At 56.5% G+C, this 19,660-nt stretch carries 17 protein-coding genes; 7 read left to right on the top strand and 10 right to left on the bottom strand.

The window, feature by feature from the left end:
• The first annotated feature begins 23 nt into the window (after positions 1–23).
• The 3 genes from MKJ04_RS10025 to folB are packed head-to-tail and all read left to right on the top strand — an operon-like array spanning position 24 to position 2,287.
• Positions 24–953: a WD40 repeat domain-containing protein gene (locus MKJ04_RS10025; protein WP_241641497.1), complete on the top strand. Its 930-nt coding sequence runs from the start codon at positions 24–26 to the stop codon at positions 951–953.
• Positions 950–1,924: a DivIVA domain-containing protein gene (locus MKJ04_RS10030; protein WP_241641498.1), complete on the top strand. Its 975-nt coding sequence runs from the start codon at positions 950–952 to the stop codon at positions 1,922–1,924. Before MKJ04_RS10025 ends, MKJ04_RS10030 begins: the two co-directional genes overlap by 4 nt.
• 6 nt (positions 1,925–1,930) lie before the next feature.
• Positions 1,931–2,287: a dihydroneopterin aldolase gene (folB, locus tag MKJ04_RS10035; protein ID WP_241641499.1), complete on the top strand. Its 357-nt coding sequence runs from the start codon at positions 1,931–1,933 to the stop codon at positions 2,285–2,287.
• 307 nt (positions 2,288–2,594) lie between these two features.
• Here folB and meaB read toward each other — a convergent pair whose 3' ends face one another.
• From meaB to MKJ04_RS10080, 9 genes are all read right to left on the bottom strand, one after another.
• Entirely contained in the window at positions 2,595–3,575 is a 981-nt protein-coding gene (meaB, locus tag MKJ04_RS10040) for a methylmalonyl Co-A mutase-associated GTPase MeaB (RefSeq protein ID WP_241641500.1), read from the bottom strand.
• Positions 3,576–4,107: 532 nt separating this feature from the next.
• A complete protein-coding gene (locus MKJ04_RS10045) occupies positions 4,108–5,226 on the bottom strand; it encodes a hypothetical protein (protein WP_241641501.1) in 1,119 nt (372 codons plus the stop codon).
• 173 nt (positions 5,227–5,399) lie between these two features.
• Positions 5,400–7,028 carry an alpha,alpha-trehalase TreF gene (gene treF / locus MKJ04_RS10050; protein WP_241641502.1) on the bottom strand — a complete coding sequence of 543 codons (1,629 nt, stop codon included), beginning with the start codon at positions 7,026–7,028 and terminating at the stop codon, positions 5,400–5,402.
• A gap of 395 nt (positions 7,029–7,423) precedes the next feature.
• Positions 7,424–7,819 carry a hypothetical protein gene (locus MKJ04_RS10055; RefSeq protein ID WP_241641503.1) on the bottom strand — a complete coding sequence of 132 codons (396 nt, stop codon included), beginning with the start codon at positions 7,817–7,819 and terminating at the stop codon, positions 7,424–7,426.
• A 252-nt stretch (positions 7,820–8,071) separates the two neighbouring features.
• Positions 8,072–8,629: an REP-associated tyrosine transposase gene (locus MKJ04_RS10060; RefSeq protein WP_241641504.1), complete on the bottom strand. Its 558-nt coding sequence runs from the start codon at positions 8,627–8,629 to the stop codon at positions 8,072–8,074.
• A 312-nt stretch (positions 8,630–8,941) separates the two neighbouring features.
• Positions 8,942–11,086 carry a methylmalonyl-CoA mutase gene (scpA, locus tag MKJ04_RS10065; protein WP_241641505.1) on the bottom strand — a complete coding sequence of 715 codons (2,145 nt, stop codon included), beginning with the start codon at positions 11,084–11,086 and terminating at the stop codon, positions 8,942–8,944.
• A 2-nt stretch (positions 11,087–11,088) separates the two neighbouring features.
• Positions 11,089–11,469, bottom strand: coding sequence for a hypothetical protein (locus MKJ04_RS10070; protein ID WP_241641506.1), 381 nt, complete (start codon positions 11,467–11,469; stop codon positions 11,089–11,091).
• Positions 11,441–13,291, bottom strand: a complete 1,851-nt coding sequence (locus tag MKJ04_RS10075; RefSeq protein ID WP_241641507.1) for a methylmalonyl-CoA mutase family protein — start codon at positions 13,289–13,291, stop codon at positions 11,441–11,443. The genes MKJ04_RS10070 and MKJ04_RS10075 overlap by 29 nt, the downstream gene beginning before the upstream one ends.
• Positions 13,292–13,382: 91 nt before the next feature.
• On the bottom strand, positions 13,383–13,763 hold the full coding sequence (locus MKJ04_RS10080) for a YkvA family protein (RefSeq protein ID WP_241641508.1): 381 nt from the start codon (positions 13,761–13,763) through the stop codon (positions 13,383–13,385).
• A gap of 298 nt (positions 13,764–14,061) precedes the next feature.
• Here MKJ04_RS10080 and MKJ04_RS10085 point away from each other — a divergent pair, with 298 nt between their 5' ends.
• From MKJ04_RS10085 to dnaA, 4 genes are all read left to right on the top strand, one after another.
• Entirely contained in the window at positions 14,062–15,396 is a 1,335-nt protein-coding gene (locus tag MKJ04_RS10085) for an amidohydrolase (protein ID WP_410896820.1), read from the top strand.
• A 381-nt stretch (positions 15,397–15,777) separates the two neighbouring features.
• Positions 15,778–16,533, top strand: coding sequence for a 5'-nucleotidase C-terminal domain-containing protein (locus tag MKJ04_RS10090; protein ID WP_241641509.1), 756 nt, complete (start codon positions 15,778–15,780; stop codon positions 16,531–16,533).
• Between the two features lie 16 nt (positions 16,534–16,549).
• Positions 16,550–17,482, top strand: a complete 933-nt coding sequence (locus MKJ04_RS10095) for a bifunctional metallophosphatase/5'-nucleotidase (protein ID WP_241641577.1) — start codon at positions 16,550–16,552, stop codon at positions 17,480–17,482.
• 105 nt (positions 17,483–17,587) lie between these two features.
• Complete coding sequence (gene dnaA, locus MKJ04_RS10100; protein ID WP_241641510.1) at positions 17,588–19,012, top strand: chromosomal replication initiator protein DnaA; 1,425 nt, start codon at positions 17,588–17,590, stop codon at positions 19,010–19,012.
• A gap of 107 nt (positions 19,013–19,119) precedes the next feature.
• Here dnaA and MKJ04_RS10105 read toward each other — a convergent pair whose 3' ends face one another.
• Entirely contained in the window at positions 19,120–19,623 is a 504-nt protein-coding gene (locus tag MKJ04_RS10105) for a hypothetical protein (RefSeq protein ID WP_241641511.1), read from the bottom strand.
• Positions 19,624–19,660 lie beyond the last annotated feature (37 nt).

Here is a 19,660-nt window from a genome sequence, read left to right on the forward strand (position 1 = left end):
AGATTTAGAAGAGATACGGCAACATGGCCAGTAACCTACAGATACAGAAATTAGCCACCCTCACCGGTCACCGCGACTGTGTGTATACCCTGGAGCAGTCGGGGGAGGAGAACGTGGTTTTCTCGGCCGCCGGCGATGGCATGGTGGTGGCCTGGGACATGAATAACCCGGATAACGGGGAGTTGGTGGCCAAAGTGAACACCTCGGTGTACGCGCTGCGCTACGTGCCGGAGCGTAACCTGCTGCTCATCGGGCAGAACCAGGAAGGACTGCAGGTGATCAGCCTGCAAGACAAGTCGATCCTGAAATCGGTGCCGCTGCCAAAGGCGGCTATTTTCGATATTTTATACCTGGCTGACCTGCAGAAGGTGTTTGTGGCCATGGGCAACGGGGCCGTGTGCGTGCTGAGCGGCGAGACGTTTGAGCTGCAGACCATCCTCCGGAAATCAGACCAAAGCGCCCGCAGCCTGGCCTACAACCCGCAGACCCAGGAGCTTGCCGTAGGGTATAGCGACAACCTGATCCGGGTGTATGACGCCACGAACCTTGCGCTGAAGCACGAGCTGGCCGCCCATACCAACTCGGTGTTCACGGTAACTTACTCCCCAGACGGCAAGCTGTTGCTCTCGGGCAGCCGCGACGCGCACCTGCGGGTATGGGAGGTGGAGCTGGGGTATAAGGAGCGCGGTTATACCATCGCGCACATGTATACCATCAACCATATCACTTACAGCCCCGACAGCCGCTTTTTCGCCACCTGCAGCATGGACAAGTCGATCAAGATATGGGACGCGCAAACCTTTAAGCTGCTGAAGGTGATCGACAAGGTGCGCAACGCCAGCCACGGCACCTCCGTGAACAAATTATTTTGGTCGGCTCATCAGAATCAGTTAGTTTCGTGTAGTGACGATCGCACCATTTCGGTTTGGGATATAAAACAGCTTGAGTTATGAAAATTACACCATTAGAGATCAGACAAAAAACGTTTGAGAAGGCTTTCAGGGGGTTGGATAAGGATGAGGTAAACGCCTTTTTGATGACGCTCTCGCAACAGTGGGAAAAGCTGCTGGATGAGAACAAAGACCTGCGCCTGAAACTGGATGCCTCGCACCGCGAAACACAGAAACTGCGCGAGGTGGAATCATCGCTCTATAAAACTTTAAAGACGGCCGAAGACACCGGCAGCAGCATTGTGGAGCAGGCCACCAAATCGGCGGAACTGAAGGCACGCGAGGCGGAGCTGCAGGCCAACGAACTGCTGAACAAGGCCAGTGTGCAGGCACGCCAGGTGCTGGAAGAAGCCACCAAGCAGTCGGAAAAACTGATTGCCGAGATGCAGCAGGAGGTGAAGGCGCTGGAGCAGGATTACCAGCGCATGGAGGGCTACCTTGAGACCATGGTGCGCGACCTGAAGAACCTGGCCAACGAGGCGCTGGAACGCGCCGAGAAGACAAATGCAAAACCTAAAACGAACTCACATAGTATTCTTTCAAGAGCCGCCGGTGTAAAAGTAGAAACCGCCGAGCTGCTGCAAAACCTGAAAGATATGAAGACAACGAACGAAACTTACCAGTTACCAGAGACCACGGCCACCAACGCGCCCGTGGCCACAGTGCACAGCCCAAACAGCTATCACCCGCTCGGCGACCCGGCGCCCGACGTAACGCAGCCGCAGCCCGAGGTGCCCAGCCCCGCCGAGCCGATGGTGCCCAACGTGCCAGCCCCTGAAATTGAGCAGCCGAAGCCGGACTATCCGGGCCGCGTACCAGCCCCCGATATTGAGCAGCCTGTGCCCGAAATCCAGCCCGTAACACCCGATACCCCCGAGATACAGCCCCCGATGACGGAGCCATCGCGCAACGGCTATGCCAACCGCGTGCCCGTGCGCGAGTCCGCAGGATCGTTTTTTGATGAGATAGGCTAAGGCGATATGGGGCAGATTGCGCTGGAGGGTATGGAATTCTTCGCCTTCCATGGGTTTTACGACGAGGAGCAGAAGATCGGCAACAAGTATGGCATCGACCTCTACATCGACACCGACCTGCGCCGCGCCGCCGAGAGCGACGACCTGCACCAGACTGTGAACTACGAAGTGCTCTACAAACTGGTGCTGGCCGAAATGGTTACACCGGCCCGCCTGCTGGAGCACCTCGGCCACCGCATCATCGACAAGGTGTATGACAAATTTCCGTTTGTGGCCTCTGTGAAGGTGAACGTATACAAATACAACCCACCGCTCGGCGGCATCTGCAAATGGGCTAAAGTCAGCCTGGAGGAGGCCCGATAAAAGAGATTACTTATTGATCCGTAAAGCAGCTGGTTCTAGGTTTAGGGCCAGCTGCTTTTGGTTTATACCCATTCCAACCACCCCCGGCCCCTCCTTATACAATTCAGTACCTCTACTCCAGAGAGGAGTTTGTAATCATTCCTTCGGCTTATACCCATCTAGCTGAAGTAAGTATAGCGTTCCTGAATATATCGATGCTATGAAAACGGGCAATTGGTTTCGCTATGGCAGACTCCCCGCCTTAGAAAAGGAGGGGGCAGGGGGTGGTTGGATACAACAGATGAGTTTATACCTATAGAGATCGCATTTATACCAACCGCAGCAACTCCGCTGCCGCGGCAAAGGCAGACTTGTGGCCTTCCTTCACCTCTGAGGTAATGGCGGGAAGCTGCGTTTTCACTTGCCCATGTCGGTAGAAATTCTCTTCCAGCCCCTGCCGGATGGCTTCGTGGAGCCATTGGAGGTTCTGGTCGCGGCGCTTCTGCTCGAAATAGCCGTTGCCTTTGGTGAGGGAGAGGTATTCTGTTACGGTTTTCCAGATCGTGTCTAGTCCGGAGGGCTGGAGCGCAGAGCAAGTACTGACCTGCGGAAGCCAGCCCGAGGCGGCTCTGGGGTATAAATGGAGCGCGTTCCGGTACTCGGCGCGGGCGGTTTTGGCTTTTTGCACATTGGTGCCGTCAGCTTTGGTGATGGCGATGGCGTCGGACATTTCCATGATGCCGCGCTTGATGCCCTGCAGCTCGTCTCCGGCACCGGCCAGCATCAGCAGCAGAAAAAAATCAACCATGGCATGCACGGCGGTTTCCGACTGGCCCACGCCCACGGTTTCCACAAAGATCGTGTCAAAGCCAGCGGCCTCGCAGAGGATAATGGACTCGCGGGTGCTCCGGGCCACGCCGCCCAGCGACTTGCCAGCCGGCGAAGGCCGTATGTAGGCATCTGGGTTGGTGGACAGGGCATCCATACGAGTTTTATCGCCCAAAATGCTGCCCCCCGAGCGCTGGCTGGTCGGGTCGATGGCGAGCACCGCCAGTTTCTGCCGCTGCTCCCGAATCAGGTATAGGCCAAAGGCCTCGATAAACGTGCTCTTGCCCACGCCTGGCACACCGGTTATACCTATCCGCAGGGAATTGCCGCTGTGAGGCAGCACCGCGTCGATCACCTCCTGCGCCAGATCCTGATCGGAGGCAAGTCTGCTTTCCACCAGCGTGATGGCACGGCTTAGCATTACTCTGTCTCCGGCTAAAATACCTGCTACGTACGTCGCTGCGCTGAGTCGCTTGGCCAAGGGGGTATGGGTTAAGGTTTGGAGTGGCTGTTGCCTGTCACAAATTTAAACTTATTGCGCAAAGCATCTCACTTTCCTTCTGGAAAAGAAAGGGGCGTAGCAGGTGGGCAGAGGCAACTATCCTGCGGGGTTCATCACTGGGATGCCCATCCTTCTCCCGTTTCCTGAAGCCCTCCACAGGTCGATAAGGTACCGGGGCGGCTAACTTCAGATTTGATGAATGAGACGGCAAAAGGAGCATGCGCCGCCTTTGAAACCCAGCGTTCTGCCCCAATTGTAGGGTTGGCCCTGACTGTCACGTGATACTGGGGTTTTTCGGGACGGTTAAAAAGTAAAAGCCCATCCTAGTGGATAGGCTTTGTCGTCTCCGAGCGGAATGAGGACACGGACGGGTATTCCCGCGCCAGCGGGAATACCCGTCCGTGAGGTATAATTACTTCACAGATTGCTCCAAAATTAGCCGCGATTCTAACCAGGTCTCAATGCTTCGTTGTATAATCCTGTGTCTTATGTCCTGCTACCTGTGTCCTTTTTAAAACCCTTGCGGGAAGTTCGGCAGGCCCAGGTCGCTTTTGTGCTTGCCCAGATGGAAGCCATCGTCGGTATAGGTGGCGGCGGTGCCTTTGGCGTTGGGGCTGCTGATCACGCCGAGGTAGCTGTTGTCCTGGCGGGCCACATAGATTCTGCCGTCCGGAGCGAGCTGTAGCGCCCCGATCCGGGGGCTGGAGGAGGTGCCCACCACCACTGCCGATTGAGCGATGGCGTCAGCGTTGCCCGCCGCCAAGTCGAACTGGATGACCTGCGCCTTGCCGCCCCCCACACCATTGGCAGTGCCATACAGCTTCGTGCCGTCTGGCGAGAACACCACACCGTAGGCTTCCTCATACCCCTTCAGCAGCACCGGATCGGAAACCTTGCCCGTGCTGCGGTCAAAAGACAGTACCTCGAAGTTGCTGTCGGCATCCCAGAGCGCGGAGGCCAGTTTTGTGCCGTCCGGGGAAGCATTCAAATAGCCGATGGCCTTTCGGTTCGCGCCGCCATGCACCGTGCCTACCAGGCTCATCACCGGCTGCACCTGCACCCCGTCTTCCGCCGACACCAGAAATGCCATGTAGCCATTGCTGTTCCAGCGGTGCGCAATTACCCACCAGTCGCGGTTGTTGCTGTGGCGCACGGCCGTCAGCTTTTCGGTGGCTGGCGCGATCAGGAAGTTGTTCCTAGACACGATATCGCCGTTGCCTTCGGCCTTGGTCATGTCCACCACGGTATAGCGCAGGCCATTGGATTGCGCCTGGATGTCGGTTGTGAAAATATAGTAGATGCTTTCGCTCCCCGGCTTGGGCAGGATCAGGGCAGACTGTGTGGAGGATTTTCCGCCCATCAGGCCGTTGCCGTTTGGCATCACGCGGTGGCTGCCGTTCCAGACGGTAATGCCGTTGGTGTAAAGCAGCAGCTTGCCGCTTTTGTCGGAGAGGGTAGCACTGCCTTCTTCCGTGAAGAGCCTGCTGCTGGTTGCTACGGCCGAGTCGCCGGAAAAAAGGATGCCCGCACCCTTGCCGAAGTACCAGTTCGATTTCTCGCCTTGCGCCAAGGCTGTAAAGCTACCCGCAAAAAGAAAGGTCGCGGCTGTCAGGTGTTTAAATTTGATCATGGTGGTGTGCTTTGTTTCCTAAACGACCTTTTTGCAAACGTAGTGCCAAGTGTGGCCGCGTGCGGCAAACGAACGGCATGAGGTAAGAACTGGCGCACCATACTGCCACAAAAAAAGAGCGGCGCATTCTGACGCGCCGCTCTCAACTTATACCTTCTCTTTCTTACTCTTTCCTATCTCTGGAGTACTTCTGCTGGTTTGGGTGACTGAAGCAGCTCCGGATGCAGGGATAGAAGCTTCAGCAGGACGCCGTTTGTCCAGCCAAAGCCGTCCTGGTTCGGGTACTCGCCGCCGCCTGCCTCCAGACTCAGATCCTCCACGTTGTATTTCTCCACCAGCTTGCCTGTTTTCTGGTATACCTCAATGTTGCGTCTGGTCCAGTTTCGGGCAACGGCGTCAGCCAGGCGGCCCTGCTTGTAATTGCGGAGCGCCTGTATGGTCATCCACTGCAGCGGAGCCCAGCCGTTGGGCGCATCCCACTGCTGGCCGGTATGGTTCAGGGTGGTCACCACGCCGCCGGGCTTCAGGAAATCGGCTTCTATCTTCTGGGCCACGGCGGTGGCCTGCTTTCGCTTGGCCATGCAGAAATACAGCGGATAAACGCCTGCAAGGGTGGGAATGTTGGTAGTGGTGCCGTTCACAAAGTCGTAGTCGTAGAAAAAGTCCTCTTCCTCGTTCCAGGTATACTGCAGCAGGGCCTTGCGGCGATCCTTTGCCCGACGCTTGTAGGTCTTTGCCTCAGCTTTGTTGCCTGCCATCTCCGCCATCTGCGACAGCGTCATTTCCATATGGAACAGCAGGGCGTTCAGGTCAACCGGGATCAGGTCGGTGGTGCGGATGGTGCCCAGGCTGTTGGCATCGGAGAACCAGCGGCTGCTGAAGTCCCAGCCCGACTCTGCCGCCGCCCGGATGTGGCGGTATACCTCCTCGGGGTTGCGGCCCGACTCCCGCACCAGCGCCACGTCCTCTTTGTAGGCTTCGGGCCGGGGGGCAGGGTTATCATCCCAGTAGCGGTTCAGGATGCTGCCGTCCGGCATGCGCACCACGCGGCGGTGGGTCGTGTTGGCCGCGCTCAGGGTGTTCACCCCCTCCATCCAGAAATCATACTCCTTCTTCAGGGCCGGAGCATACTTTGTGAGGGTCTGCTTGCCCTGCTGCTGGGCCAGCACGCGCAGCATCAGCGCATAAAACGGCGGCTGTGAGCGGCTCAGGTAATAGGTGCGGTTCCCGTTGGGGATGTGGCCGGTGGTGTTGATGAGGCTCGTGAAGTTATCGACCATGTGCTGGATGAGCGCCGTCTCGTTGCTTGCCTGCAGGCCCAGCATCGTAAAGTAGCTGTCCCAGTAATAAATCTCGCGGAAGCGGCCGCCTGGCACAATATACTGTTCCGGCAACGGGATCAGCGAGCCCCCGTCGGCACCGGGCTGGCGCGTCAACACGGGCCAGAGGTATTCGATATGCTCTGTTGCCGTCAGGCTGGTGTCGGAGGTGAAGTTCGTGGCGGGCTGGGGCGGCAGTTCAAAGTTGGCCAGCACAAAGGCTTTCAGGTCAAAGTCGGGCTGGCCTTTTTTCCGTTGGTATGCCTGCACAATCTGATTGGGCGCGGCACGGGGCACACAGTCCGGAAAGGTTTTGGAATCGGGGAAGACGCTTTGGAGCTGCACCTGCTCAAACAACTCGCCCAGGTCTTGCTCGGGCTTGTACAGTTTCTGCGCCGCTAAGGGTTGCGAAAGGTAGATGATGGAAAACAAGAAAAGGTAGATTAGTTTATAAGGATGGGGGAACGTGTTGCGATACTTCATTTTCTTGAGCTTTAGTGACTTTTCACCTTACGGGAGAAATGGTGACACCGGCAATAATACGAGGCCTTTGGCAATATAAAAAGTGCCGGCAGCGCGTTACAATTGATTTATACCGGGAATGCTATTGTTTCTTTAAATCGTCGGGATGCCGTGTACCGGAGCCTGGAAGGGGTATATGCTGCGGTAATAACAGGGGCATGCCAGTGCCACAAATTGGGTTTTCACGTGGAAAAGCCAATGAGCTTCTGCGGAGGCGTCATGAGGCTATCGGCCAGTGCTCCGCCAATTTAGAAATTAGAAATTAAGCATTAGAAAGGAGGCATAAAAGCCGTTTCTATGCCTATAAAAACAAAAGCTAATTCTGGTAATTAAATTGATCGTATACCAGACTGCGCTTACCGGAATGGGTGCTTTTGGAAGGACACCTGGCTCATGGCGTCCTTTTCATACATAGCCACAGCATGCCGCCGATACTCTGGCGCAATGCTCTCCGGACCCGGAAAAACTTTGCCAGGGGCAGGCGCATCCTTCAGGAAAAAATACACTTTGGTGTTGCCATACTTGGTGTGCGGCATGTATGCCCCGTATTGTTGCATTTCCTCCCAAAGCGTGTCCGCCACCGTTACGGCATATACCCGGACGATAGGACCGGTGTTGTTCTCGTTCCGGTACATGGCCACTTCCGTGAAATCCCCTTTCAGGTCCTGCGGGCCTGGCTGCGAGAAGGAGTCATATATAAACCAGATGATGAGGGCGGCGGAAAGGGCAAGGAGTATAGTTTTGAGTTTCATGGAGTAGAGGCTATGGGAATCTAAACTGAGCTGGCTTGCCTTTAGTTTTATCTTTTCTGCCCTTTAGGAGCGAACTGCAGGGACGTGGGAGGTCGGACAGCGGGTGGGCAAAGGCTGATACCATTTGTGGTTTAGGAAGTTGTGGTGGTCAAGTCAGGTAAAAAAGTAAGTGGTTTGTGCGAGTCACAGACTCGCTTTTATTGGGCAGGCACGGAAGTGACTTCCGCGCCATGTATGGTGCTTTAGGAGATGCTATTGGATGTATGCGATCTCTAATCGGCCTTTGCCACCGGCATAGTCTATGGCGCTGCTGTAATTCCATTGCTCGGGTTCGCTTACAAAGCCAGCCTTAACGGGGTTGCCGTGCAGGTAGTCGAGTTTCTGTTCCATCAGCTGGTTGTTGTATAACAATACAGGGTGGTATCCTTCCTGCCAAAGTTTGTATATTTCATGTTTTGAGCTAAGCTCACCGGCGCTTTTCATCAGCCACAGCAGCCAACCTTTTCGGCTCTCCTGCGGGTTTTCCCGGATGGATTTGTACAACTCTTTTGCGGTGTATTTTTTAAAGTCTCTGACAACGGCTGGCAACGTGGGGGCAGAACATATCAGGTGCAGGTGGTTGGTCATGATACACCAGGCGTAAAGTGTCAGGTCTTTCGATTTCTGGCAGTAGGAAAGGCTGTCGCATACTATCTCGCAGTACTCCCGCCTTGTAAACACATCCGCCCACTGCACAATTGCCATGGTGATAAAGTGAATTTCGTTGGGTGCGTTGGCCTTGTACTTGTCGCTCATGCTGTAAGCACGCATGTTGTGATGGTTTGGTTTCATCCCACTCTGGCGCGGAAGTCCCACTCTGGCGCGGAAGTCACTTCCGTGCCCACCCAATAAAAGCGAGTCTGTGACTCGCGGCTAAAGGAAATTGCTTTCCAAAACAATGCTGAATAAATCTTTTTTCTGAGAGCACTGTTACTGAAAAATAATTTTGTTCAAGGCGAGTCGCAGACTCGCTTTTATATGGAGGCACGGGACTGAGTCCCGCGCCAGAGTGGGGCGGAAGGTAAACAGCCGCAGCTGAACTGGTCAACTGCGGCTGTTTCAAGCACTCTTTATTTTTAATTCTCAACTCTTAACTGAGTCAATCAGCTTCTCCAGTATATGCTGCGCTGCCACCGAGATGATAGTGCCTGGGCCGAAAATGCCGACGGCCCCGGCCTGGTACAGGAAGTCATAGTCCTGGGCCGGAATCACGCCGCCTACGATCACCAGGATATCCTCGCGGCCCAGCTTGCGAAGCTCCTCTATTAATTGCGGCACCAGCGTTTTGTGCCCTGCTGCCAGCGAGGACACCCCCACCACATGCACGTCGTTCTCGGCGGCCTGCATGGCCACTTCGGCGGGCGTCTGAAACAGCGGCCCGATGTCCACGTCGAAGCCGAGGTCGGCGAAGGAGGTGGCGATTACTTTGGAGCCGCGGTCGTGACCGTCCTGGCCCATTTTGGCGACCATGATTCTCGGTCTGCGCCCCTCCAGTGCCTCAAACTGATCGGCCAGGGCTTTCGCCTGCGCAAAGTTTTCGTCGTCGGTTAGTTCTGCGGAATACACGCCTGAAATTGCTCTGATGGTTGCCTTGTGTCTGCCGTATACCTTTTCCAAGGCATCGGAAATCTCTCCTAATGTGGCGCGGTGGCGGGCAGCCTCCACGGCCAACTCCAGCAGATTGCCCATACCGGATTCGGCGGCATCTGTCAGCGCCTGCAGGGCGTTCAGCACGCTGTCTTCGTCACGCGTTTCTTTTAAACGTGCCAGGCGGTTCAGTTGCGATTCCCGTACGGCGGTGTTGTCAATGTCCAGAATGTCGATTTCCTGGATCTGCTCAGGTTTATACTTGTTTACGCCCACAATCACGTCTTTGCCGGAGTCGATGCGGGCCTGCTTGCGCGCAGCGGCTTCTTCGATGCGCATTTTCGGCAAACCCGTCTCGATGGCCTTGGCCATACCCCCCAGTTCTTCCACCTCCTGCATCAACTCCCAGGCTTTGTGCGCAATCTCATGTGTGAGGGCCTCCACATAATAAGAGCCTCCCCAGGGGTCCACCACTTTCGTGATGTTGGTTTCCTGCTGCAGGTAAATCTGCGTGTTGCGGGCAATGCGGGCAGAGAAATCAGTTGGCAGCGCGATGGCCTCGTCTAGGGCATTGGTATGGAGGCTTTGCGTGCCACCCAGGGCGGCGGCCATGGCTTCCACGCAGGTGCGGGCCACGTTGTTGAACGGGTCCTGCTCGGTCAGGCTCCAGCCCGAGGTCTGGCAGTGCGTGCGCAGCGCCAGCGACTTCGGATTTTTCGGGTTGAACTGCTGGATCAGCTTGGCCCATAGCATACGGGCAGCGCGCATCTTGGCGATCTCCATGAAGTGGTTCATCCCGATGGCCCAGAAAAACGACAGGCGCGGTGCGAAATCATCAATATCCATACCTGCCCGCAGGCCGGTGCGCACATACTCCAGGCCATCGGCCAGGGTATAGGCCAGCTCGATATCGGCGGTGGCTCCGGCCTCCTGCATGTGGTAGCCCGAGATGGAGATAGAGTTGAAGCGCGGCATGTTTTTAGAGGAATAAGCAAAGATATCCGCGATGATTTTCATGCTCGGCTCCGGCGGGTAGATGTAGGTGTTGCGCACCATAAACTCCTTCAGGATGTCGTTCTGAATCGTGCCGCTCAGTTCTTCCGGCTTCACGCCCTGTTCCTCGGCCGCCACAATATAGAAAGCCATGATCGGCAGCACGGCCCCGTTCATGGTCATGGACACCGACATCTGATCCAGCGGAATCTGGTCGAAGAGGATTTTCATGTCCTCCACCGAGTCGATGGCCACCCCTGCCTTGCCCACGTCGCCCACCACCCGCGGGTGGTCAGAGTCGTAGCCACGGTGCGTGGCCAAATCGAAAGCCACCGAGAGCCCCTTTTGCCCGCCCGCCAGGTTGCGGCGGTAGAAGGCATTGGATTCCTCGGCGGTGGAGAAGCCGGCGTACTGCCGGATGGTCCAGGGCTTCTGCACATACATGGTGGTGTAAGGGCCACGCAGGTATGGCGGCAAACCGGCCCCAAAGCCCAGGTGCTCAAAGTGCTGGGTGTCTGTCGGGGTATAATAGCTCTTGACGGCTATCTTCTCGGGCGTATGCCAGGTGGTGGGCGGCGCAGGTGCCTTGGGGCGCTTGCTTGGGTCCGACACTTTGGCGATATCTATTTTAGAAAAGTCTGGCTTCATGTTTAGACGTTATATGTTGGAGGCAAGCCACAAGTCGCTGTCCGTGCGGCGTATACCCTGGAGCCTATGTTAAATTTATCATTTGCGCTGCAAAGGTGCGCTTTCCGAATCCGTAAATGGTTTCCCTGAAACAACCGGGATGTGTTACGTTCGCGCAAAAGCGCTGCGGTAACCCTCAAAAAGAGCTGCGTCATATCCGAATCGATCTCCCTTTTCGCCTGTAAATGCAACATTCGAACAGGCTCATTCGAAAAACGAAAAACGATTAACGCACGGCAGTCGCCCTTGTTCCAGGCCTGCACCTGCTGGTCCAGCGCTTGTTGTACCGACTGGCTGGCGTTGCAGGCTGCGCGGTTACTTGCTGTCATCGCCTTCTGCGCCATGCAGCCTTTTATGAACCAAGCCCATGATGGTGGACATGTCGCACCCCTCAAAGATAAAGTCGTCATACCCATTGGCCAGCATTTCCTCTTTCATGTGCGCGGGGTCGGCGGCCAGTATGAGGGTAGGGCGCGCGTGGCGGTTGCGTAACCTGGGGCCAAACTCGTTGGCGTAGGCAACTTCCGGGGCCGACACGATGATTACCTCGGCGCTTGCCTTGTCCAGCTCCTCGTCGGCTACAGCCACGGAGTCGAAATGAACTACCTCTGTGTCGAAACCGGCGCAACTGAAAAACTCCTGGGCGTATGAGGCGTTTACGTGCCGCTTGATGGCCTCGCCTACCACGGCTACCACCGCTTTGGGACGGCGACGGCGCTTGCGCAGGTGCAGTTCGGTGGCCATGCGCATCACCTCAGTGGGGTATGCGGCCCGCGTCGTGTCAAAGTCGGCGCTCTGGAGAAGCGCTTCCGGCTCAAATGTCAGCGTCTCTGTGGGGTTGGGGTATTTATTGGTGCCCACCAGCACGTCGTGGCCCGAAGCGATGTTTTTGAACTTACGGCGGCTCACCTCCGTGATCGTGCCCAGGATGTGGCCGCTGTCGTAGGCAGCCTCAAAACCGCCCATACCCTCCACCTCCAGGAAAAGCTTCCAGGCACGGTCGGCCAGCTGGTGCGTCAGCGACTCGAGGTAGTAAGAGCCGGCGGCAGGGTCAATGGCTTTGTCGAGGTAGGCCTCTTCCTTCAGGATGGTGGACACATTGCGGGCAATGCGCTCTGAGAACTCCGTGGGCTGCTCAAAGGTACTGTCAAAGGGCAGCACCGTCAGCGAGTCGCACCCGGCCAGCACGGCGGCCATGGCCTCGGTGGTGGCGCGGAGCATGTTCACGTAGGGGTCCAGGGTGGTTTGGTACCAGGTGGAAGTAGAGCTGTGGATGCGCAGCTTGGCGGCCATCGCGCCTTCGGTCTGGTATGCCTCAATCACGGCGGCCCACAGCAGGCGCACGGTGCGCAGCTTCACGATCTCGAAGAAGTAGTTGGTGCCGGATGCCATCAGGAACTGCATGTTGCGCAGCACCGACTCCAGCGGCTGCCCGGCCTTGGTAAGCGTGTCGATGTAGGCCACGGCGGCGCTCAGGGTATAGGCGATCTCCTGCGTAACGGAGGCGCCAATGCCACTGAAGTTGGTGCCGTTCACCGTGACGCCATATAGCTCCAGGCTGTCTTTGGTCATGTCGAGCACCCGGGTCATGTTCTTGCTTTCGTCTTTCGAGAGCGTGCCATGGGCCGTCATCGGGTCGTAAGCCACAAAGCCCTTGAGGTTGCGGTGCGATACCTGCTGCGTTCCCATCGCCGCGTAGAGCCTCCTTAGGAAGTCCTTTGGCTGCTCGCGCAGGGTATAGCTGATGCAGTGCTGGCCAACAGGTATGGTCGCGACAAGGTAAGCCATGTCAAAGTCGCCGGGCGTGGGTAGCACAAAGTGGATGCCGTCGGCGCCGCGGCGCAGGGCATCCGCCGCCTTGTCAATCGCTGCCTGGCTGTCACCGTCCACGCGCAGCTCCTGGATGTTCAGCCAGCTGTTGTTCCCGGTCTTGTTGCCGCGCAGAAACGGGAAATTGCCGGGCCGGAGCTGCGCGAACGGGAGATCGGCGATATCCTGGGCGGTATAGTATGGCTTCACCGCAAAACCCTCGTAGGTATGCCAGTGCAGGGTTTCGAGGGGGGTGCCGCGGAGGTCTTTCCGGGCTTTCTGCTCCCATGCCTCTGGCCCTGTCGGCTGGAACTCCGGGAAAAGCGGTTGGGGGTGCTGCTGCTCTTCTGTCGTCATGCTTGTCGTTATTTGCGTTGTAAAGATAGGCTTTTTACCTTATGAAGTAAATGGAGCGGGGTAGCGCGGCAACAGGGGGTATAGGCGTTCCTTAGCCGATTTGGGCTATATACGCCTGGTACATCCAGTAGCCGATGAGCAGCCAGATGATGACGATGACTCCCGCCATCACGTAGTTGGTCTTGCGCAGGTTCATCTGCTCCCTGGCCAGCTGCCGGTAGTGCGCCAGCACCGGGGCAGGTATAAGCTTGATGGAGAGCCAGATGCCCAGCGGCAGAATCAGCATGTCGTCGAGGTAGCCCAGCAACGGGATAAAGTCCGGGATCAGGTCGATGGGGCTGAAGGCGTAGGCCACCGTGACCACCAGCACCACCTTGGCCGCAAACGGCACCCGCGGGTCTTTCGAGGCGAGGTACAGGGTATACACATCCTCTTTCAGTTGCCTGACCAATTCTTTCCATTTCTGAAGCATAGTCCGTTGTACGGGAAAGCAGGAGCGAGGTGGCGGGAAGCACTGAAGATGCAGCCGCTTATACTTAGCTGTGCCCGTTTTCCTTGATCAGCGTCGTGCGGGGGGTATAAACTGGCGACGTATACCATAACTACTTCATCAACTACTTCATCCCTGCCAAAATTTGCGTGGCGGCGAATCGCATGCCGGGTGTGTTTTCGGTGTGAGGGAAGGTGTGCTTCAGAAGGTGAGGGGCGGCTTGAGGGAATATGAAAATTACGCTGTATCTTCAGCGCCTCACTTTATACCACCTAACGACATGAATCGCATCCATACCCTAAAAAACTACCGCCTGCTGGCGGCACTGGGCCTGGCCCTGCTGGCTACGCCCGGCATGGCACAGCAAAACAGCAAACTCCTGCCTAAGGCAACCGCCCTGGCCGAAAAAGTGGAGCCCAACGTGATCGCGTGGCGCCGCGACTTCCATGAGCACCCGGAACTGGGCAACCACGAAACCGAGACAGCCGCCAAAATAGCCAGGCAGCTGCAGAAACTGGGCATCGAGGTGCAGACCGGGGTGGCGCACACCGGCGTGGTGGGCATCCTGAAGGGCGGCAAGCCGGGGCCCGTGGTGGCCCTGCGCGCCGACATCGACGGCCTGCCCGTGACCGAGCGCGTAGACCTGCCCTTCGCCTCCAAAGCCAAAGGGGTATACAACGGGCAGGAGGTGGGCGTGATGCACGCCTGCGGCCACGACACGCACATTGCCATGCTGCTGGGCACTGCCGAGGTGCTGGCCAGTATGAAAAATGACCTGAAAGGCACCGTGAAGTTTATCTTTCAGCCTGCCGAGGAGGGCGTGCCGGAAGGAGAGGAGGGCGGTGCCAAACTGATGGTGAAGGAAGGCGTGCTGGACAAAGGCCCCAAGCCGGAGGTGATCTTCGGGCTGCACATCAACTCCCAGACCGAGGTGGGCAAGCTGAAGTACAGGCCGGGCGGCACCATGGCCAGCGCCGACGTCTTCAAGATCAAGGTGAAAGGCAGACAGGTGCACGGAGCCTACCCCTGGAACGGCATCGACCCGATCGTGACCTCTGCCCAGATCATCAACGGCCTGCAGACCATCATCAGCCGCCAGACGGAGCTTCCTGAGGATGCCGCTGTGGTTACAGTGGGTATGATCCATGGCGGGGTGCGCAACAACATTATTCCGGAGGAGGTGTTGCTGGAAGGCACCATCCGCTCGCTGAACACCGACATGCAACAGAAGCTGCACGAGAAGATCAGGCTGACGGCCACCAAGATTGCCGAGAGCGCCGGGGCAACCGCCGAGGTCACTATCATCCCGCAAACGCCCGTCACTTTTAACGACCCTGACCTGACCGCCAAAATGCTGCCCACCCTGCAAACCGTGGCTGGCCGCGACAACGTGATCCTGACCAAAGCGGTGACCGGCGCAGAGGATTTTGCCTTTTACCAGGAGAAGATTCCAGGGCTTTTCGTGTTTGTGGGTGGTATGGCCAAGGGCAAGAAGCCAGAGGAAGTGGCCCCACACCATACCCCCGATTTTTACATAGATGAAAGCGGCCTCACACTGGGCGTGAAAACACTCACCGGCCTCACCCTCAACTATATGGAAAGCAAGGGAAAATAGTCTTCACGGTTGATTGATGCTATTTTGAGGCTAAATGGCTGCATGGTGCAATGGTTGAAATCACGGTTGTCCCGACTGTGACAGGATCAGCCAACCATGCAGCCATTTATTATTTGCAACCGTATTTTTGCTATTTCCCGAGTGGCTGGGAGGTTGCAGGTTGCTGTAGCATTGCTCAGGAGCAGAAGTCGCCGCTGGCGGCGTGCTGGTATAAAACGCCGCCTATACCCCAGGTTTTGCCTGCAACTTAACGTGTGCCTTTTGCTGATTGCGGGAGAATGCGCGCGTAACTGGTGTCGCTGCAGCACCTACTTCGTTTGGTAAGTGTTGGGGAGGCTGGTAACTTTGAAGACAAATCCAGACAGAACTGTAGAACAACGCATGACAAGATATATCCCCAAGGCTGTCGGAGGGCTGCTGCTGGCCCTCAGCCTCGCCTCGTGCCAGCGCCCGTGGGTGGCCTCGCCCCGCCTTGCCGAAACCGATGTGCCGGTAGCCAGGGCCATACCCCCCGACCCGCATCTTGAGGCGAAGATCATACCCTACCGCGAGCAGGTGACGGCCAAGATGGAGGAAATCGTAGGCCACGCACCGGTGGCGCTGGGCAAGGCCGATTACCAGTCGCCGCTGGGCAACTTTGTAGTAGACCTGATGCTGGAGGAGTCGCGGAGCCTGTATAGCGGCCCGATCGACATGGCCACCACCACCAACGGCGGCCTGCGCGTGCCTATTCCGCTAGGAGCCGTGAAGGTAGGCACTATTTTCGAGCTGATGCCCTTCGAGAACGAGCTGGTGGTGTTGACGCTGAAAGGCAGCACCGTGCAGGAATTCTTTGATCAGGCGGCCGGGGTGGGGTATGCCCCCATCGCCAACGCCACCTATACCGTTCAGGGCGGGAAGGCCACGGCCATCAAAATCGGCGGGGAGCCCTTTGACCCAGCCCGAAACTATACCCTCGTCACCTCCGACTACCTGGCGGGCGGCGGCGACAACCTGGGCGTGTTCAGGCAGGCGCTGAAGACCGAGAAAGTGGGCATCATGATGCGCGACGCCATCCTGCAGCACATCCGCAAGCTCACGGCCCAGGGCCGGGCCATCGGCTCCGACACCACCAACAGAGTCACCGTCCTTCCTTAAGCATCCATACCTCATGATTAACAGAAGAGATTTCCTGAGACACGCGGCAGTAGGCACGGCTGGCGTCAGCCTGCTGGGCTTGCCGTTCGCGGCGGAGGCCGCGCAAAACATCCACCTCACTATTTTGCACACCAACGACCAGCACTCGCGCATTGACCCCTTTCCGGACGATGGCCGCAAATACGGAGGCATGGGAGGTATGGCCCGTCGAGCCACGCTGGTGGAGCAGATCAGGCAACAGGAGCCGAACGTGCTGCTGCTCGACTCCGGGGATATATGGCAGGGCACGCCCTACTTCAACTTCTTCGGCGGCGAGCTGGAGTATAAGCTGATGAGCGACATGCGCTATGACGCGGCCACGCTCGGCAACCACGACTTCGACAACGGCCTGAAGGGGCTGGAGGAGCAGCTGCCCCATGCGGCGTTTCCCTTCGTCTCGGCCAACTACGATTTCTCCAAAACCATCCTCCAAAACCGCTTTCAGCCCTACAGGGTTTTCGAAAAGCAGGGGGTGCGCATCGGCGTGTTTGGGCTGGGCATTGAGCTGGAGGGACTGGTGAGCAAAAACAACTTTGGCGAAACGGTGTATACAGACCCTGTGGCAGTGGCCCGCGAGATGGTGCAGGAACTGCGCCAGGCACAAAAGTGTAACCTCGTGATTTGCCTTTCACACCTGGGGTATAGTTATAAAGAGGAAAAAATTGACGACCTTAAGCTCGCAAACCGGGTAGCTGGCATCGACCTGATCCTGGGAGGCCACACGCACACATTCCTTGAAACGCCTGAGCTTGTGCGCCATGAGAGCGGCCACGAAACGCTGGTGAACCAAGTGGGCTGGTCCGGACTTTTTCTGGGCCGTGTCGACTTCGCTTTCAGCAGGAGAACAAAGCAGCGGACAGATGTGAGAACAGCGCTCGTGCCGGTAAACACACCTGTAACAACTTCGTAAAAAAATAATTTTTTGTTTGATGATATTTGATCAAATTTGTAACCCCCTGCCCCTAAAGGAGAGGTTTGTTTCACCAAACGAATCTTGTTAGTTTTGGAAAATTGGATGATAAAAGACTGTTCTACTGTATGGAGTAACTGCCTGCAGGTGATAAAGGAAAATATCGGCGAGCAAAGTTTTAAGACTTGGTTTGAGCCGATTAAGCCGATATCGCTCCGCGAAAGCGTGCTTACCATACAAGTGCCCAGCCAATTCTTCTACGAATGGCTGGAGGAGCACTATGTGCAGCTTTTAAAGAAGGTCATCTACCAGGAGCTGGGGAGCGAGGGCAGGCTGGAGTACTCGATTATCATCGACCGCGGCAACGAGGCCAACAAGCCCCAGACCGTCAACATCCCGACCAAGAAAATACCGCAGGCCGTCGTCAACTCATACCGCCCGGAGCAGAACTTTATCAAGAGCCCCTTCGAGTCGAAGACGATTGACCGCAACTTCCTCAACTCGCAGCTGAACTCAGCCTATAACTTCGAGAATTACATTGAGGGCGACTGTAACCGCCTGGCCCGTTCGGCGGGTTTTGCCGTGGCCAACAAGCCGGGCACCACTTCCTTTAACCCGCTGATGGTATACGGCGGCGTGGGGCTTGGCAAAACGCACCTGGTGCAGGCCATCGGCAACCACATCAAAACCAGCAACCCCGACAAGTTTGTGCTGTACGTGTCGTCGGAGAAGTTCGTGAACCAGTTCATTGAGTCGGTGAAGACGAACAACGTGCAGGACTTCGCCAACTTTTACCTGCTGGTGGATATCCTGATCATCGACGACGTGCAGTTTTTGAGCGGAAAGGACAAAACGCAGGAGATGTTTTTTCACATCTTCAACCACCTGCACCAGTCCGGCAAGCAGATCGTGATGACCTCCGACTGCCCCCCGCGCGACCTGAAAGGCCTGGAGGAGCGCCTGCTGTCGCGCTTTAAGTGGGGCCTGACGGCAGATTTGCAGAGCCCGGACTTTGAGACCCGTATGGCCATCATCCAGAAGAAGATGCAAAGCGACGGCATCGACATTCCGGACAATGTGGTGGAGTACCTGGCCTACAGCGTGGATACCAACGTGCGGGAACTGGAAGGCGTGCTGATCTCGCTGATCGCGCAATCTTCCCTCAACCGCAAAGAAATTGACCTCGAGCTGGCCAAGCAGGCGCTCAAGCACATCATCGAGGATGTAGAGACAGAGGTAAACCTCGACTTTATTCAGAAAACGGTGGCCGAGTACTTTCAGGTGAGCCTGGACTCGCTAAAGGCCAAAACCCGCAAGAAGGAAATCGTGACCGCGCGGCAGGTGGCCATGTACTTCGCCAAGGAGTTTACCAGCCACTCCCTCAAATCCATCGGCTACCATTTCGGCGGCCGCGACCACAGCACCGTGATCCACTCCGTGCAAACCGTCTCCGACCTGATCGATACCGACAAAAAATTCAAAGTGAGCATACAGGAGCTTCAAAAGAAGTTCAAGTCCAAAGCCGGTTGATCCGGCACTTAAGAAATTATACATAACTGTAACTAAAAGCGAAGGGGCTGCACATTCATTTGTGCAGCCCCTTCGCTTTTATGTGTAATCTGAATGCAGTTTATACCTTACAACTGGGCTCCGTCCGTCACGGCAAAGCTGTGCTCTGAACCCAGGTCGCGTACTTTGTTCTTTATCTTGTCCAGGTCCTTTTTCTTGCGCACCTGCTTCAGGTCCAGGTAAATTTTCGACTCATCGAGCAGGGTGACACGCAGGGCCAGAGGCGAGATGTATACCTCCTTTATGTCCGGGATAGGTATGATGTGCTTGGTGCGGAACACCCCGAACTTCTGGACAATGTACTGCCGCGTGACCTCTATGTATGACTGGACCCCGAATACCGAGGTGTTCTGCAGCACCACATACCCCATAAACAGCACCGCCAGACCGAAGAATGCATAATAAAAGATATTGTTCCGGTCCGGGACGTCCTGTGCGAAAAGTACTAAGCTTGCCCAGCCGAGCCAAAACAGCGCGAGCACAAGCTGCACAGTGAATGATAGCTTGGCGCTGCGCGTAGGGCTAAGCTGCACAATCAGGGAAGACCGAGCATTACTGCCAGATGCTGCCATATATAAAGGTTAAGTGAAACAAAAGCGGCTGATGTAT

The organism is Pontibacter sp. E15-1, from assembly GCF_022601975.1.
GTDB lineage: Bacteria > Bacteroidota > Bacteroidia > Cytophagales > Hymenobacteraceae > Pontibacter.